This window comes from Ensifer sp. EB106-03-01-XG145 (assembly GCF_058792075.1).
Window position 1 is genome coordinate 57466 of the sequence record NZ_JBYTEC010000016.1, and the last position, 12969, is coordinate 70434.

Sequence of the window (12969 nt, forward strand, 5' to 3'; positions counted from 1 at the left end):
TCGATCAATCCATCTTCAGGATGATCTTGCCGAAGATCTGGCGCGATTCCATGCGCTCCAGCGCCCGGTCGATCTGATCGAGGCTGATTTCAGTGTCGATGACCGGATGCACCAGGCCGCGAGCCATTTTCTGCATGGCGTTCGCCATGTTCTCCATGCGGCAGCCGAAGGAGCCGAGCAGCTTCAGTTGCTGTTGGAACAGCATCATCAGGTTCATGTCGGTGGAAACGCCCGAGGTGGAACCGCAGGTGACCAGACGGCCGCCGCGCTTCATGCAGAGCATCGAGCCCGCCCAGGTGTCCTTGCCGACGTGTTCGAACACGACGTCGACGCCCTTCTTCTTGGTGAGCTTGCGCACCACGCCTTCGAAGCGGTCGGTGCGGTAGTTGATGACGTGATCGGCGCCAAGCGCCTTGGCCTTCTCGATCTTGTCGTCGGAGCCGACAGTGGTGATCACCGTGCAGCCGATCTTCTTGGCGAGCTGGATCGCCGCCGAGCCGATGCCGGAGCCGCCGGCATGAACCAGGATGGTTTCACCCGGCTCAAGCTTGGCATTATCGAACAGCATGTGCTCGACCGTGCCGAAGGTGACCGGCGCAAGCGCTGCAGCAACGGCATCGACGCCCGGAGGTGCCGGCACCAGCAGGCGCGCCGGCAGGTTGATCTTTTCCTGCGCAAAGCCGTCGAGATGGAAGCCGTGCACGCCGCCGACATGTTCGCAGAGATTGTCGCGGCCTTCCTTGCACGGACGGCAGAGGCCACAGGTGCGCGCGCCATAGATCGAGACGAGCTGACCCGGCAGCACGCTCGAAACGCCCGGACCGATCGCGTCGACCACGCCCGAAGCTTCCGCACCGATCACGAGCGGCATCTTGCGCTTGGCAAAGGCCATGCCGCGCCAGCCCCAGACGTCGATATGGTTGAGCGCGACCGCCTTGACGCGCAGGGTCACCTCGCCCGGGCCGGGCGCTTCCGGTTCCGGAATGTCGGTGATTTCGAGCTTGCGGTCATCGAGCAGTTGCAGGGCGCGCATGGTTCTTCCTCTGCCTTGGCGGCATGTTTGCGTCTTGGATTTTGCAGCGCCGCGCGCCCGACGGGGCGCGAGAAAGGCGCTGCAGCTCTTGAGTTTCCGGCTTAGGCCGGCTCGGCGGTCATGACAAGGCTGGCGTTCTGGCCGCCGAAGCCGAAGGAGTTCGACAGCACCGCAGTCACCTGCTGGCTGCGCTTCACGTTCGGCACCACGTCGAGCACGATCGCCGGATCGGGGTTCTGGTAGTTGATCGTCGGCGGCAGCGTGCCGGTCAGCATCGTCTGGATCGAGAACACCGCCTCGACCGCACCGGCGGCCGTCAGCGTGTGGCCGATCATCGACTTGTTGGACGAGACCGGGATCGACGGCAGGCGATCGCCAAAGACGGCCGACATCGACAGATATTCCATCTTGTCGTTCTCGGGCGTCGAGGTGCCATGGGCGTTGATGTAGCCGATACCGTCCTCATTGATGCCGGCGTCGGCAAGGGCTGCGCGGATCGTCGCGATCGCCGGGCCACCGTCCGGCGAGGAGCGCGTGCGGTGGAAGAGATCGGCCTTCTCACCGCAGCCCTTGAGGATGCCGTAGACGCGGGCGCCGCGGGCAACGGCCGCTTCGAGCGATTCCAGCACCAGGGTCGCTGCACCTTCAGCGATGACGAAGCCGTCGCGGTCCTTGGTGAAGGGCTTGGAGGCCTTTTCCGGGGGATCGTTCTGGGTGGAGAGTGCCGAAAGCAGCGCAAAGCGGATCAGTGCCTCGGCGCTGACCGAGCCGTCGGTCGCAACCGTCAGCGCACGATCGGTGCGGCCCTGGCGGATCGCCTCGACGCCGAGCTGGATCGCGGTGGCGCCGGAAGCGCAAGCGGTCGACAGCGTCACCGGCAGGCCGCGCGTGCCGAAGCGATCGGCCAGGCGTTCAGAGATCGAGCCGAAAAGCACGGCTTCGTGGAACACCGGATCGGCCTTCTGGCGCATGGCGGCGAGGAAGCGGTTATAGGCGTCGCCCGGGCGCTCCGATGGCGGCGAACGGTCGGCAAGCTCGAAGCGCGCGCTCCATTCCGGCTCGACCGGCGGGGCGGCCAGGAACAAGGGGCCGTTGAAATCGCCGGAAATGCCGGCCTGCGCCAAAGCTTCCAGCGTCGTTTCGCGCGCCATCGCATAGGAGCGCTCGACGGAATTGGCAGCCGGGATATCGATGAAATCGACGGTGCCGGAAATGCGCGTGTTCAAGCCTTCCGTCGGGAAGCGGGTGATCTTGTGGATGCCCGATACGCCGCCCGAAAGCGCTGCCCAGTTATCTTCGACGCCCTGGCCGAGCGAGGTGATGACGCCCATGCCGGTAATGGCGATGATCGGGCGGCCGAGATGGTCCTTGTAAGCGTTGCTCATGGTCCGCTCCTGTTATTCCGCCGAAAGGACGGCGACGCCTTCGCCGCGCGAATGGCCGATGGTGGTGACCACGGCGCTTTTCGCCGCCGCCGTCATCGGCTTTTCCGCACCGGCGTCAAAGGCCGGCACCTTGGCGCCCTCGCCCAGCGTCAGTGCTGCCAGCGCTAGACCCAGCGGGAACTGCGCTTCGATGCTGTGGCCGACAAGACCGCCATAGGCACGCACCGGCGCACCGGCAAACGTCTTGTCGAGGAACGCCTTCTCGCGGGCCACGAGCTCATGGAAACCGGACGTACCGGAGAACACGACGGTCGAGGCCGCATCAAGCTTTTCCGCAGGCTTGGCGAGGTCGCCAAGACGCGCTTCGAGCTTGCCGCCGTCACGCGCGCCGCGGTCGCCGCCGATCGCGTCGATCGAGGCATAGATGCGGGCGCCGCGGGCTTCGGCATATTCGCGCGATTCCAGCACCAGGAAGGCGCCGACCGAACCAAGGATCATGCCGCCGCCATTGTCAGCCTTGCGCGACCAGATCGGGTGCCAGTCGCCAAGCGCGTGGCCCTGGATCGCTTCGATCAGGAGAATGATGTCGAGACGTTCGGCGGAAAAGGCGCCGCCGACGAGCGTATGGCTCGACTGGCCGGCCTTGATGCGGGCAAAGGCGGTTTCGATCGCCGAGATGCCGGCCGCTTCCTCACCCATGAAGGTGCGCGAAGAACCGGTCACCTTGTGCACGATCGAGATGTTGCCGGCGAGCAGGTTGGAAAGCTGGGCGAGGAACAGCGTCGGGCGCAGTTCCGTCGTCAGCTTTTCGTTGAGGAGCTGTTCGCGATCGTTGCGCTTCAGCGCTTCGTCGACGATCAGCGAGTCGACATTGATGTCGCGCTCGCCGCCGCCGGCAGCGACGATCATGTCCATGCTGCCGCAGGCTTCGAGATTGTCCTTCAGGCCGGCGTCATCGAGCGCCAGGCCGGCGGCGAAGACACCGAGGCGCTGCCAGTTTTCCATCTGGCGCTGGTCGCCACGCTTGGCGATCTGCTGCGACCAGTCGATTTCCGGCAGCGGATGCACCGGATAGGGGCTGAACTTTTCGGTCTCGACCCGCACGGCCGGCGATGTGCCGGCGGTGAGCAGCGCCAGATGTGGCTCGACGCCGACGCCCTGGCTGGTGACGATACCGACGCCGGTAATGACAACGTCGTTTGCGGATTTGCTCATCTTACTTCTCCGAACCGGCTGTTGCCGAAAGAGCCGCCATCAGACCCACTTCCTCGGCCCGCTTGCGTACGATATCGCCGAGCGGAACCTGATCGAACGGCATCGTTCTCAGTTTCAGCTGGGCGTCGCACACCTTCTTGCCGGCCGAGGTGATCTTTGCCTTCGTCACTGCAAAGCCCGAACCCTCATGTTCGAGGAAGGCCTCGATCTCGAGTTCGGCCGAAGGCTCGACGAAGCTGCGCATCTTGGCGCCGTCGACCGACATCAGGAAGGGCATGGCTGCAAAATTGGTGGCGGCCAGCACCAGGAAACCGGAGGCCTGCGCCATGGTCTCGATCAGAAGCACGCCCGGAACCAGCGGATAGCCTGGGAAATGGCCTTCGAACACGGGGCTCTTCTCTGGCACCACGGACCGCGCCGTCAGCCGGCCAGCCGCAAGATCGACCGCTTCGACACGATCGATCATCTGGAAGTATTCAAGGAGCATTGAGGCTCACCCTGTTCGTTTTCGGGCCGTTCGTTTCGGGCTCAAGTAAAAACGCCAATGCCGCCTGTCAAGCGCGGGGCGCGACGGGCGGCATTGGAATTGGTGCGGCAAGGCTCGGGCGAAAGCCCGATCAGCCCTTGGCAGCCCGCAGTTCGTCGATCTTGGCGCAGAGGTTCTTCAGAACGAAGTACTCTTCGGTCGAAACCTTGCCTTCGTTGACTTCCTGCGTCCACTGCTCGAGCGGGATCTTGATGCCGAATTCCTTGTCGATCGCAAACACGATGTCGAGGAAGTCCAGGCTGTCGATGCCAAGATCGTCGATCGTGTGGCTTTCCGGCGTGATCGTCTCGCGATCGATCTCGCTCGTTTCGGCGATGATGTCGGCAACCTTGTCGAATGTAGCTGTCACGCGCATACCTCTTTATTCTATGTCGAGTCTCGGCGATCCTATAGGTAAATGCGCCGCAAAAGCCAATGGCCTAGATGGCAACGGTTTGCAAATAGGAAACCGGTGTTGCCAGAGCGCCGCGCGCACAAGGCGCTCTGATGCCCACAGTACGGATAAGCGCATCGGTCAGACCGCCACCGAATGCCGGCCACGGCCGTTACCGAGATAGGCATCAAAGGCCGCCGCCACCGAGCGGGCAAAGGGTCGGCCGCGCTCGGTCAGGCGGAAGATGCCGTTCTCGATCGTCGTCAACCCGTCGGCATCGCGCGCCCGAAACAGCCGCGATTCCTCGATCACCGCGCCGGCCAGACCCGGAAATGCCTGCTCGACCTCGTCAAAGGAGAAGGCGAAACGGCACATGATGTCGGCGATCACTTTTGCCCTCAGCCGGTCGTCCGGCGTGAAGCGGTAGCCGCGAACCGCGGCCAGCCCCGTCCCTTCCACATGACGCAGATATTCACCGGTTGCCGGCATGTTCTGGACATAACCTTGACGAAACTGGCCGATCGCCGAGGCGCCGAGGCCAACAAGCGTTTCCGCGGCATCGTCCGTATAGCCCTGGAAATTGCGACGGAGACGCCCTTCCCGGCTGGCACGCGCCAAGCTGTCTCCGGGCTTTGCGAAATGATCGATGCCGATGGCTTCGTAGCCCGCCGCAACCAGCATCTCGCCGGCGCGGGTCATCTGGCCAAAGCGCTCGACAATGCCGGGAAGGCTCTCGTCCGGGATCATCTTCTGATGCGTCTTCATCCACGGCACATGCGCATAGCCGAAGAGCGCAACGCGATCCGGAACAAGCGTCAGCACCGCCTCTATCGTGCGCTCCAGCGACTGGAGGCTCTGATAGGGCAAACCGTAGAGAACGTCGCAATTGACCGAGTGGACGCCCCTCGCCCGGGATGCCTCGATCGCACCGCGCGTCTGCTCAAAGGTCTGGATGCGATTGATCGCCTTCTGCACCTCAGGATCGAAATCCTGGATGCCAAAGCTCGCCCGTGTCATGCCGATCACGGCCAGCGCATCATGGCGCGCCTCATCGAGGTCGTTCGGATCCATCTCGACACTGATCTCGCAATCGGGCGTGAAGGTGAAGTGATCGGTGAAGGTGCGCTTGAGCGCGATCATGTCATCCGGCCGGACGAGCGTCGGCGAGCCGCCGCCGAAATGCAGCGCCGTCACCTTGGCCTCGCGGCTCACCCGTCCGCCGACTTCTGCAACCTCGCGGTGCAGGCCTCTGAGATAGGTCGCCACGGGCTCATAGCGCAGTGTCTGCTTGGTGTGGCAAGCGCAGAACCAACAGAGCCGGTCGCAATAGGGCACATGGGCATAGAGCGAAATCGCCTCCCCCGCGCCGATCGCATCGAGCCAGCTTTCATAATCCGCTGTGCCCACCGTCTCGGAAAAATGCGGGGCCGTCGGGTAGCTGGTGTAGCGCGGCACAGGGCCTGAATATTTGAGGATGAGCGCGTCTTCCATCGGTCTCTCCGCTGTCATGACGGTGGCATAGGACGAATGGGCAAACGTGCCTTTGATTTTGATCAAGTTGTCGAATTAACACGTTAAAATTGACAATGCGCAATTCAACATGAGACATTGTTTCGCGCTTTCGAAATTAGCACCTGTCAACTCTTGATTTAACGACCTGCATCCTCTTTGGTCATCCTGCTGCATGTTTCCTTTGAAGGATAAACATGCAGCACTTCAAAGTGCTACAGCGACCTTTGTGCGTCAGACGAGACGCGCGGCGCTGTAAGAGCAACGACATGCAGGTAGAAAGAATTGCAGATCGTGAACGAACATCGCCGCAAGGATATCCATAACTCGGACATTCCGACCGTCTGCGCAGCCTGCGAGGCCCGTCATGGCGGCGTTTGCGGAACGCTCACCCCGGATCAGCTTCTCGACCTCTCCCGCCACTCGACACGCCGCAGCATCGAGCCGGGCCGCGAGGTCGTCGGCCAGGGCGAGACGACGGACAGCTACGCCAACATCATCAGCGGTGTCGTCAAGCTCAGCAAAGTTCTGGCCGATGGCCGCCAGCAGATCGTCGGCCTGCAGTTCGCGCCCGACTTCATGGGACGTCCCTTCACCCGCGAAAGCGCGCTGACGGCGGAAGCCGCCGTCAACACCGACATCTGCGCCTTCCCGCGCAACGTCATCGAGCGGCTCGTTTCCGAGGCGCCGGGGCTGGAACACCGACTGCACGAGCAGGCCCTGAAGGAGCTCGACGAGGCGCGCGACTGGATGCTGACGCTCGGGCGCAAGACCGCCCAGGAGAAAGTGGCGAGCTTCCTCTACATCATTGCCACCCATATCGACCCCGAACAGGGGACCGCGAACGAATTCGACCTGCCGCTTTCGCGCGCCGACATCGCCGACTATCTGGGCCTGACGATCGAAACCGTCAGCCGGCAGATCACCAAGCTGCGCAAGGAAAACGTCATCCGCATCGAAAACAGCCGCCACGTCACCGTGCCGAGCCTCGAGCGGCTGATGCATGTCGGCGGGATCGACTGAGCCGCGCTCAGCGGTGGCTGCGAAGACGCTCGCAGATGTGCGGTGTTACACCGAATTTTCCAGCAGCGAAATTGCCCCTCACCCTACCCCTCTCCCCGCAGGCGGGGAGAGGGAACGTCGCCTGCGGTTAGTCCCCCAAAGGAGGCCGCCGATGATGAAACGGAAACGGCGCCACAGGTCCCTTCTCCCCGCCTGCGGGGAGAAGGTGGCGGCAGCCGGATGAGGGGCAGCTCCGATCAGCGCGCAATCACGATGCGCGTGTTCTTCAGCCCATGCTCGCGCGTCAGCGCGAAGAACTCGGCGGCGTTGTTCGGATGCAGCCGCACGCAGCCGTGTGATGCCGGGCGGCCGAGGCGCTTGATGTCATAGGTGGCGTGAATGGCGTAACCGCCATTGAAGAACACCGCATAGGGCATCGGCGCGTCGTCGTATTTGCTCGAGCGATGGTAGCGTGAGAGCCATTTGGCCCTCCAGCTACCGCGCGGCGTGACATAGCCCCTGCGGGCGGTAGACACCTTCCAGCGGTACATGACGATGCCGTTCTGTTTGACGGTCATCGTCTGCGACGACAGGCTGATATTGGCAATGAGATTGGCGGCGTTCGCCGGCTGAACGGAAAACTGCATCAAAGCGGCAACGAGCACAGTCAAAAACGCATTCCGCATGCTTCTCTCTCCGGGAGGACAAACACTTACCGGTGGAACCAAACGTCCGAAGAGAATAACCGGCCGAGTATGAAGCAATCTTAATACATATGGAAAGCAAAGTCTTAATGCGAAGCACGATTTCGCAAGACGGGAGCCGCCGAAACGATCAAATCATCGCGACGGCAAGAACAAAAACGGTCATCACCGTGCAGGCGCCATAGAATACAGCGATGCCGGCATCGATATCTTCGCTTCGCGCAACGGCGCGACCCGGACCATTGATCATCGGCTCGCTGACCTTGACGCCGCCATAGATGCGCGGACCGGCAAGCTGCAGATCGAGCGCCCCCGCCATCGCCGCTTCCGGCCAACCGGAATTCGGCGAGCGGTGCAGGCCGTGATCACGAAGGGCCGCCGTCAACGCATCCTTGGCGGCGCGCGTGCCACGGTGGATCAGCGCGCCAGCGGCGATCAGCAGGATCGAGAGCCGTGCTGCCGGCAGGTTGGCAAGATCGTCGAGCCGCGCCGAAGCCCAGCCGAAGTGCAGATATTTCGGCGATTTGTGGCCGATCATCGAGTCGGCCGTGTTCAGCATCTTGTAGGCGAGCAGACCGGGCAGACCGGCGATCGCATACCAGAAGGCCGGCGCCACGACGCCGTCGGAGAAGTTTTCGGCGAGGCTTTCGATCGCCGCGCGGCAGACCGCCGGTTCGTTGAGCGTCTTCGGATCGCGGCCGACGATCATCGAAACGGCCGCCCGCCCGCCTTCGAGCCCCCCTTGCCGCAAGCCCTCGGCAACGCGGCGCACATGATCGGCAAGGCTCTTCTGCGCCAGGAAAACCGCGACCAGCGCCGCCTCCAGCAGGAAGCCGACCGGACCGAGAGTGGCGAACAGGCGGTGCAGCAGGTGGCCGAACCAGGCGCTGACGGCAAGCAGCAGCACGATGGTGACAACGCCACGAAACCTGGCCGCGCCGTCCTCCAGATTCTCGCGGTTCAACCTGTCATCGAGGAAGCCGATCGCCTTGCCGAAGAAGACGACCGGATGCGGCAGACGCGCCCAGAGCCAGTCCGGGTCACCGACGACGCGGTCGATCACCAGCGCCAGCGCGAGGATGAGAAGGATGGTCTCCGACATTCAGAGCTCCATCCGCGCAAGCGCATCCGCCAGTCGCCGGTCACCCACCGCATCCGGTGCCAGACCGATCCTCAGCCACTCCGGCGCATAGTCGAACTTGCGCGCGAGGATATGCGCCTCGCAGAGCCGCTGCTGCAACAGAGCGGCCCTCGGATGCTCGACCAGCACGAAGAGCCCTGTTCCACCGATCCGCTTGAGCCCTGCTCCATCAAGCGCCGTATCGAGGCCGGCTCGCCGCTCGAGGATACCGGCCGCAATCGCCCTGGTGTCGCCCTGCATCAACGCTTTCGAGATGGTCAGCGCCGGGCCGGAGACGGCCCAGGGACCGAGCCAATCGGCAAAGGACGCAAGCACAGGCTCCGTCGCGACGACGAAGCCGAGGCGCAGACCGGCGAGCCCGAAGAACTTGCCGAAGGAGCGGAAGACGATGAGGTTGCCTTCATCGCGCACATGGCCGGCGACGCTCAACTCCGGCTCAAGATCGCCGAAGGCTTCGTCGACCAGCAGCAGCCCGCCGTTTGCCTTCTGCCTCGCCGCCATCGCCAGAAGTTCGGCGGACGCGAAGGCACGGCCAGTCGGGTTGTTGGGGTTTACCACGATGACCAGGGCATGCTCGGCGCTGAGCGCAGCGGCATCTTCGACGCGATCGACGGCAAAGCCGGCTGCCGACAGCACACGGGCATATTCGCCATAGGTCGGCCCGAAGATCGCGACGCGCCTGTTCGCCGGCGCCTTCCCGTTTTCATTTATGAGACGCGGCAAAAGCTGGATCGCCGACTGGGTGCCCGGCACCGGCAACGGCAGCACGCCATTGGTGCGGTAATAATCTGCCGCTGCCAGGCGTGCGTCATCCACCGTCTGCCGATCCGGCAGCCGGTGCCACGCGCGTTCCGGCACCGCCGGCACGGCGACGGGGCAAGGATTGATACCGGTCGAAAGATCGAGCCAGTCTTCGAAGCGGCCGCCAAAGCGGGCTGCGGCTTCGGTGATGCCGCCACCGTGAACGATCGGTGCGCTCATGGCGCGCCTGCGATGTCGATGAGATGCATGAAGGAGCCGGCGACATTGCCGCGCCTGAGGCCCGCATGGCCGAGATTCTCGCCGGCCGCATCGCTGACCGCAAACAGCCGGCCCGCCGCACCTTCGGCGACGATGGTCGCATAGTGGAATTCGTGCGCCGTCATGGGTCCATCGAAGAAGGCGTTGTCGACAGGCACGACGCGGCGATAGCCGAGGTGCCGCCTGCGCTCGGCAAAACTGGTCGTCAGCGGCAGCAGGCCGAGCATGTCGTAGCGTGCGCCATCAGCGGCGACAAGCCCTTCGCCGAGCACCATGTAGCCGCCGCATTCGCCGAAGATCCGGGCGCCGCGTTCCGCCGCGGATTGCATGCCGGTACGGAAGGTTGAAGCAGCACTTAAGTGCCCCGCATGCAGCTCCGGATAACCGCCCGGCAGATAGACGGCGTCGGCCGAAGGATCCGGCGCTTCGTCGGCGAGCGGCGAGAAGAACGAGATTTCGGCGCCGCCCCGCTGCCAGTCGAACAACAGATGCTCGTAAGAGAAGGCAAAGGCGATATCGCGCGCCACGGCGATGCGTTGCCCGAGCGGCCGGAACCGCTCGATCCTCGTGACCGACCCGTGCGGAAAGATCGTCGCAGCGCGGCCGACGGCATCGAGGTCGCAGTTCGCCTCCACGCGTTCGGCAGCAGCCCCGATGAAACCTTCGAGCGCCCCATGCTCGCCCGCCTGCACGAGGCCGAGATGGCGCTCCGGCAGTTGCAGCGCACTGTCCTGCCGCAAGACACCGAAAACCGGCATGCTCACCCGCTCCAGCGCATCGCGCAGCATCATCTCGTGCCGGTCACTGCCGACCTTGTTGAGGATGACGCCAACCACCCGAATATCGTCGCGATGGTCCGCATAACCGCGAACGAGTGCGGCGACCGAATGGGACAGGCGGGCGCAATCGACAACGAGGATGACGGCGAGATCGAGCGTCGCTGCGAGATCGGCGGGCGAACCGGAGCCGTCGGCGGCGCCGTCATGCAGGCCCATCATCGCCTCGACGATCAGCGTGCGGCCACCGGTCGTGGCATGCGAAGCGTTCGCAAGCAGCAGTTCCGGCCGCATTGCCCAGGGGTCGAAGTTGAAACAGGGCTCGCCGGTCGCGGCCGCATGGAAGGCGGGATCGATATAGTCAGGTCCCGCCTTGCCGGGCGCAATCGCAACACCGCGCTTCTTCAGCGCCCGCATCAGCCCGAGCGTCACCGTCGTCTTGCCCGAGCCCGACGACGGTGCGGCGATCAGCAGTCCGCTCATGCCGGGTTCCTGAGAATGCGGTTGGCGAAGGGGTCGGCCGAGAGCTTGCGGCCATCAAGCGCACCGATCCAGTCGAGCGCTGCCCGGAGCCGCACCACCTCGCCGACGACGACGATCGCGGGCGGCTCAAGCCCGGCCGCCTCGACATCGGCCTCGGCGCGCGAAAGCGTCGTTTCGAGCACCGTCTGGTTCGCCGTCGCCGCATTGCAGACGAAGGCAACCGGCTCGTCCGGCGAACGGCCGCCGGCAATGAGGTTGGCGGTGATCGCGCCGATATGTTTCATCGCCATGTACATGACGATCACGGGCGAGCCGCTGGCGATGCCCTGCCAGTTGATGCGATCGGGCACGAGGCCGGAGGAATCGTGGCCGGTGAGGAAGGTGACGGCGTGATTGACCTCGCGGTGCGTCACGGGAATGCCGGCATAGGCAAGACCGCCGATGCCGGCGGTGATGCCGGGCACGATGCGAAACGGGATCTGGTGCTCGACCAGCGTCAGCGCCTCCTCGCCGCCGCGGCCGAAGACGAAGGGATCGCCCCCCTTCAGCCGCAGCACCCGGTTGCCGGCACGCGCAAGCTCGACCAGCCGAAGCGAGATGTCGCGCTGCTTCGGCGAAGGCTTGCCGCCGCGTTTTCCCGCAAACTCAAGCACGGCGCCCGGTCTGGCGAGCTTCAGGCAATCCTCGTTGACGAGCGCATCATGCACGATCACATCCGCCTGGCGCAGCGCATTGGCCGCATGCAGCGTCAAAAGGCCCGGGTCTCCCGGACCTGCGCCGACGAGCCAGACCGAGCCTTTCTCGAGCGCCGGCAATCCGGCAAAGAGGTCGTCGATCATGCGTGCTGCCTCACCTGTATACGGGCACCACCTGACGGTGCGCCTAACTCGACCTGCGAAGAACCGGATTCCATTTCAGAGAGAACCCGGACAAAAGATTGATTCAATTCAACAACATAGAAACGCATCAGACGACCTTCGCCGCCTGCCGGCCCTCTTCGACACGCAATGCCGCCGGCCCGGCAAGCGCCGCCGTCGCATGCGCGGAGACGATCTTCGGCACGATCAGCATCGCCTCGCTGCCAGCACCGACAAGCGCTGCCCCTTCGGCCACGCCATGACAGCCGGTGTGGGCAAAGACGATCTCGGAGGGATTGGCGAGACGGGAGGCTTCGGCCTCCAGCGTGGCCGCGTCGTAGAAGACTGCAGGAACGGAGAAATGCTTCGCGGCCGCAAGGATCGCCGGCTCCTCGGCGCGGGCATCGAGCGAGGCGACCAGCCGCAGATCGCCGGCACTGGCACCGGCGTCAGCCAAAGCGCGCTCGGCAAGCGCGATCACCTCTTCGGTCGGCGTCCGACGCTCGCAACCGAGCCCGAGCACCAGCTCGGCCCCTTCTTTCATTTGTGCCAGAACGTTATTTTCACGCGATTCCGGACGCAAAACCGATGCGCACTTTTGCTGGAATTGCTTTGATCCGCTAACCGATGGCATCGGCGGCCGGCTCCCTTCGTTGGTTCTCCTTAACGAAGCGCCGGCAGGAACGAACCGTTCCGGCCGATCTGGACAGCACCGGCTGATGGCCCCCTGGCTGGGTCGGCCGCACCGGACGCTCTTTCAGTCCACCGAAGCGGACGCCGTCGCATATCCGTCATTTTTACCGGAGCGCGTAAGACCGGTCAAACCGGATTGCGCCATCGCCATGTCGCGATTGACGAAGGCGCACAGTTGCCCGGCGGATCGCGATGGCGGCCGCTTCCGACCATCCCACGATTGCCGGCGCC

Annotated in this window: 13 protein-coding genes; 1 reads left to right on the forward strand and 12 read right to left on the reverse strand. The window is 64.0% G+C overall.

Annotation, left to right across the window (positions count from 1 at the left end):
• Nucleotides 1-4 precede the first annotated feature (4 nt).
• The 6 genes from AC3WWH_RS27155 to hemN form a co-directional block, all read right to left on the reverse strand.
• The gene (locus tag AC3WWH_RS27155; RefSeq protein ID WP_057254218.1) at nucleotides 5-1033 is read right to left on the reverse strand and encodes a zinc-binding dehydrogenase; all 1029 of its coding nucleotides are present in this window, start codon (nucleotides 1031-1033) and stop codon (nucleotides 5-7) included.
• A 101-nt stretch (nucleotides 1034-1134) separates the two neighbouring features.
• Entirely contained in the window at nucleotides 1135-2418 is a 1284-nt protein-coding gene (locus tag AC3WWH_RS27160) for a beta-ketoacyl-ACP synthase (RefSeq protein WP_057254216.1), read from the reverse strand.
• Between the two features lie 12 nt (nucleotides 2419-2430).
• Complete coding sequence (locus AC3WWH_RS27165) at nucleotides 2431-3633, reverse strand: beta-ketoacyl-ACP synthase (RefSeq protein WP_057254214.1); 1203 nt, start codon at nucleotides 3631-3633, stop codon at nucleotides 2431-2433.
• 1 nt (nucleotide 3634) lies between these two features.
• Entirely contained in the window at nucleotides 3635-4120 is a 486-nt protein-coding gene (locus AC3WWH_RS27170) for a 3-hydroxyacyl-ACP dehydratase FabZ family protein (RefSeq protein ID WP_058323183.1), read from the reverse strand.
• Between the two features lie 130 nt (nucleotides 4121-4250).
• Entirely contained in the window at nucleotides 4251-4535 is a 285-nt protein-coding gene (locus AC3WWH_RS27175; protein ID WP_089044188.1) for an acyl carrier protein, read from the reverse strand.
• A gap of 159 nt (nucleotides 4536-4694) precedes the next feature.
• Nucleotides 4695-6044, reverse strand: a complete 1350-nt coding sequence (gene hemN, locus AC3WWH_RS27180; protein ID WP_058323184.1) for an oxygen-independent coproporphyrinogen III oxidase — start codon at nucleotides 6042-6044, stop codon at nucleotides 4695-4697.
• Nucleotides 6045-6347: 303 nt separating this feature from the next.
• On the opposite strand from hemN, the gene AC3WWH_RS27185 reads away from it, so the two are divergent.
• Nucleotides 6348-7085 carry a Crp/Fnr family transcriptional regulator gene (locus AC3WWH_RS27185; protein WP_058323185.1) on the forward strand — a complete coding sequence of 246 codons (738 nt, stop codon included), beginning with the start codon at nucleotides 6348-6350 and terminating at the stop codon, nucleotides 7083-7085.
• A gap of 236 nt (nucleotides 7086-7321) precedes the next feature.
• Here AC3WWH_RS27185 and AC3WWH_RS27190 read toward each other — a convergent pair whose 3' ends face one another.
• The 6 genes from AC3WWH_RS27190 to AC3WWH_RS27215 all read right to left on the reverse strand — a co-directional run bounded on the left by AC3WWH_RS27190 (nucleotide 7322) and on the right by AC3WWH_RS27215 (nucleotide 12589).
• On the reverse strand, nucleotides 7322-7750 hold the full coding sequence (locus AC3WWH_RS27190) for a L,D-transpeptidase (protein WP_058323186.1): 429 nt from the start codon (nucleotides 7748-7750) through the stop codon (nucleotides 7322-7324).
• A gap of 148 nt (nucleotides 7751-7898) precedes the next feature.
• Nucleotides 7899-8870, reverse strand: a complete 972-nt coding sequence (gene cbiB, locus AC3WWH_RS27195) for an adenosylcobinamide-phosphate synthase CbiB (protein ID WP_058323187.1) — start codon at nucleotides 8868-8870, stop codon at nucleotides 7899-7901.
• Nucleotides 8871-9890 carry a threonine-phosphate decarboxylase CobD gene (gene cobD / locus AC3WWH_RS27200; protein WP_058323188.1) on the reverse strand — a complete coding sequence of 340 codons (1020 nt, stop codon included), beginning with the start codon at nucleotides 9888-9890 and terminating at the stop codon, nucleotides 8871-8873.
• Nucleotides 9887-11188, reverse strand: a complete 1302-nt coding sequence (locus tag AC3WWH_RS27205; RefSeq protein ID WP_058323189.1) for a cobyrinic acid a,c-diamide synthase CobB — start codon at nucleotides 11186-11188, stop codon at nucleotides 9887-9889. Before AC3WWH_RS27205 ends, cobD begins: the two co-directional genes overlap by 4 nt.
• Nucleotides 11185-12024, reverse strand: coding sequence for a uroporphyrinogen-III C-methyltransferase (cobA, locus tag AC3WWH_RS27210; RefSeq protein ID WP_373419902.1), 840 nt, complete (start codon nucleotides 12022-12024; stop codon nucleotides 11185-11187). The genes AC3WWH_RS27205 and cobA overlap by 4 nt, the downstream gene beginning before the upstream one ends.
• Before the next feature lie 130 nt (nucleotides 12025-12154).
• Nucleotides 12155-12589, reverse strand: a complete 435-nt coding sequence (locus AC3WWH_RS27215; protein ID WP_058323190.1) for a cobalamin biosynthesis protein — start codon at nucleotides 12587-12589, stop codon at nucleotides 12155-12157.
• Between the last annotated feature and the right edge of the window lie 380 nt (nucleotides 12590-12969).

What these genes read in the sequence shown, in the direction of transcription:
- AC3WWH_RS27155 (WP_057254218.1), bottom strand. Translation starts at nt 1,033, where the DNA reads ATGCGCGCCCTGCAACTGCTCGATGACCGCAAGCTCGAAATCACCGAC.
- AC3WWH_RS27160 (WP_057254216.1), bottom strand. Translation starts at nt 2,418, where the DNA reads ATGAGCAACGCTTACAAGGACCATCTCGGCCGCCCGATCATCGCCATT.
- AC3WWH_RS27165 (WP_057254214.1), bottom strand. Translation starts at nt 3,633, where the DNA reads ATGAGCAAATCCGCAAACGACGTTGTCATTACCGGCGTCGGTATCGTC.
- AC3WWH_RS27170 (WP_058323183.1), bottom strand. Translation starts at nt 4,120, where the DNA reads ATGCTCCTTGAATACTTCCAGATGATCGATCGTGTCGAAGCGGTCGAT.
- AC3WWH_RS27175 (WP_089044188.1), bottom strand. Translation starts at nt 4,535, where the DNA reads ATGCGCGTGACAGCTACATTCGACAAGGTTGCCGACATCATCGCCGAA.
- hemN (WP_058323184.1), bottom strand. Translation starts at nt 6,044, where the DNA reads ATGGAAGACGCGCTCATCCTCAAATATTCAGGCCCTGTGCCGCGCTAC.
- AC3WWH_RS27190 (WP_058323186.1), bottom strand. Translation starts at nt 7,750, where the DNA reads ATGCGGAATGCGTTTTTGACTGTGCTCGTTGCCGCTTTGATGCAGTTT.
- cbiB (WP_058323187.1), bottom strand. Translation starts at nt 8,870, where the DNA reads ATGTCGGAGACCATCCTTCTCATCCTCGCGCTGGCGCTGGTGATCGAC.
- cobD (WP_058323188.1), bottom strand. Translation starts at nt 9,890, where the DNA reads ATGAGCGCACCGATCGTTCACGGTGGCGGCATCACCGAAGCCGCAGCC.
- AC3WWH_RS27205 (WP_058323189.1), bottom strand. Translation starts at nt 11,188, where the DNA reads ATGAGCGGACTGCTGATCGCCGCACCGTCGTCGGGCTCGGGCAAGACG.
- AC3WWH_RS27215 (WP_058323190.1), bottom strand. Translation starts at nt 12,589, where the DNA reads ATGAAAGAAGGGGCCGAGCTGGTGCTCGGGCTCGGTTGCGAGCGTCGG.